The following is a 2,535-nucleotide window of genomic DNA, read 5'->3' as shown; positions in this document are numbered from 1 at the left end:
TTGGACGAAATCGCCGAGTTTTTCAAAACCTATAAAAATCTAGAGAAAAAAGTCACAGAAATTCTCGGTTGGAAAGATGTGGACGCAGTAACTGCTTTAGTCGAACAGTGTATTGCTGCTTATAAGTAATCTAAGTCCAAAATCAGTTATCAGTTATCAGATTTGAGTTTTTTCACTGATTACTGTTTACTGTTCACTGTTCACTGACAATACTCCCCACACCCCAATTTATGCGAATAGAAACCTTAAAATCGGGTTTAATCGTCTCCTGTCAAGCGCCAGTGGAGTCATCTCTGCACGATCCTGTAATTATTGCCGCCATGGCTCATGCTTGCGTGGATAGGGGTGCTTGTGGGGTCAGAATTGATAGTCCCGCTCATCTGAAAGCCACCCGTCAACAATTGCCGGATATACCGATAATTGGACTCTGGAAACGCAATTATCCCGATTGTTCGGTATATATTACTCCCAAATATCAAGATGCTCTCGCCATTGCCGATGCGGGTGCCGATATAATTGCCTTGGATGCTACCCCCAGAAAGCGTCCTAATGATGAAAATTTAGCCACAATTATCGCTCGTATTCATCAGGAAACTGGTAAATTAGTCATGGCAGATATAGACTCGATCGAAAGTGCTATTTATGCCGTGGCAGCCGGTGCTGATATTGTCGGTACAACTCTTTACGGTTACACAGAAGCAACTAAAAATCTGCCACCGCCGAGTTTTTCTTTCCTAGAAGAATTAGTTAATAAGTTGTCAGTTCCTGTTATCTGTGAAGGAGGAATATCGACTCCAACAGAAGCCAAAAAAGCCCTAGAAGTTGGTGCATATTCGGTAGTTGTCGGCACGGCAATTACTGGGATTGATTTAAAAACTACCGCTTTTTTACAAGGAATTTTATCAAAAGATTAATGGGAGGGAAAAAACCAAAAAGTTTAGCCGCACCTCCTAAAATAGCGACAACCAAAGCGATTAAAATACCCCGGTTTGTGAATTGAGGAGAGGCAATAGCCAAAAGGCAAAACGGAGAATAAATAATCAGTGGGCAAGTCCAGTCATAAAATCATCGAGTTCTAACTGCGCCACCGTAAAATTTGTGCTTTAATGGGGTTGACAAAATCCCGTTTTTCTGCTTGAGATTTTTCGTATTCTTGCTTGAGGCGATAATACCATTTGGCCTGGGTATCGGCATCATCAATTAACATCAAAGCTGGATGATAACTAAGTCCTTCCTGTTGTTTAATTACCACATCGCGATCCTGTTTGAGGAATTGTAGAGTTAAATAACGCAAAAGAGGGGTTAAAAATGCCAACCAAGGAATCGTATAGTATAAACTTTGATGGACTTCGCAGTGATTTTCATCGATGGGAGTAATTGCCGTAAAAGCACAGGCTAAATACCGATCACCTCGTAGTATTTCTGTACGCACCGAGGGCAATTCAAAAACAATTTCAATCGATACTTTATTACCCAAAATTTTATAGGGTTTCGCACTTACGGGCATATCATAGGGAGCAAGACGAAAACCGAGGGGAACAGGTTCGTATTGTTTTTCTTTGACCCGAAATTTGCGTGGACCGCTGCGCCACCACCAAGAAGTATGAACGTAGGGACCGTGGGCCGGATCCATCAATCCCACCACTGCATGGTCAATATTGCAGTCAAAAGTGATAGTTTCGGCTATTTTGGGGGTAAGTTTGCCAAAATCGGCAATAGTCGGCACAGGAGGCAGATTTTCTTGATTAATTTCTCTTTTTGAGTCTGCCGGAATAAACACCCAGATATGACCTTGTATTTCACGACAGGGATAACTGGTGACGCAAATTCTGCTAATATCAAGGCGATCGTGTTCCGTTAATGAGGGGATCTCAGAACAAACGCCATCGCTAGTATTAAATTTCCAGCCATGATAGCAACAGTACACCCCATCCCCTTCAATCCAGCCATGGTGCAGCGGAATGCCACGATGGGGGCAAATATCCCGCAATGCGAACACTTCTCCATCCTCTCTCCTACCGACAACAATCGGTTCACCTAGCATTTTTTTGGCCATTAGCTGACCGGGTTTAAGTTTATTTGCCGGTGTGGCCACATACCAAAAGTCGCGCAGTAAGCTAGTCATAGGGTTTGTCTGGAGAGCTTCGATCGTTCATCCTATCATCAGAAATGAAGGTTATGACCGGGACTAGGGCAGATAATTTATGGACGTAACTGGATTCGAACCAGTGACCCCATCGATGTCAACGATGTACTCTAACCAACTGAGCTATACGTCCGCACGAATTGTTATTATAACACGATTGCTTCTAATTAGGCAAGCCCCTAGGCAATAAATTGATAGCCAATTAACTTATAAATTAACTTGGCAGTGGTAAATTCCGAGACCACCGAATCACTAATCGGGGCCAATTCCATCACATCGCAGCCAATCACCTGATGAGTTTGGAAAAGACGACGGAGAAAGCCTAGGGTTTGATGCCAACTTAACCCCCCCGGTTCAGGTGTTCCCACCCCCGGAATTAAAGCCGGATC

Annotated in this window: 4 protein-coding genes and 1 tRNA gene; 2 read left to right on the top strand and 3 right to left on the bottom strand. The window is 43.4% G+C overall.

All coding sequences use genetic code 11. The features are described from left to right. On the top strand, positions 1–129 hold a 129-nt coding region (locus tag PX481_RS14665), incomplete at its 5' end, for an inorganic diphosphatase (RefSeq protein WP_288094830.1). Positions 130–230: 101 nt separating this feature from the next. Continuing rightward, positions 231–914 (top strand): N-acetylmannosamine-6-phosphate 2-epimerase, encoded by a 684-nt coding sequence (locus PX481_RS14660; RefSeq protein ID WP_288026119.1) that lies wholly within the window; start codon positions 231–233, stop codon positions 912–914. Between the two features lie 161 nt (positions 915–1,075). Here PX481_RS14660 and PX481_RS14655 read toward each other — a convergent pair whose 3' ends face one another. The 3 genes from PX481_RS14655 to PX481_RS14645 form a co-directional block, all read right to left on the bottom strand. Then, a complete protein-coding gene (locus PX481_RS14655) occupies positions 1,076–2,125 on the bottom strand; it encodes a Rieske 2Fe-2S domain-containing protein (protein ID WP_002760575.1) in 1,050 nt (349 codons plus the stop codon). Positions 2,126–2,205: 80 nt separating this feature from the next. Next, positions 2,206–2,279, bottom strand: a tRNA-Val gene (locus PX481_RS14650). A 46-nt stretch (positions 2,280–2,325) separates the two neighbouring features. Then, the coding region (locus PX481_RS14645) for an arginase family protein (RefSeq protein ID WP_288094828.1) at positions 2,326–2,535 on the bottom strand (210 nt) is incomplete at its 5' end.

Source organism: Microcystis sp. M53603_WE2 (genome assembly GCF_030065435.1).
This window is presented reverse-complemented; position numbering and strand designations above follow the sequence as displayed.

Coding starts and splice junctions, on each gene's coding strand:
- PX481_RS14660 (WP_288026119.1), top strand. CDS start 231: ATGCGAATAGAAACCTTAAAATCGGGTTTAATCGTCTCCTGTCAAGCG.
- PX481_RS14655 (WP_002760575.1), bottom strand. CDS start 2,125: ATGACTAGCTTACTGCGCGACTTTTGGTATGTGGCCACACCGGCAAAT.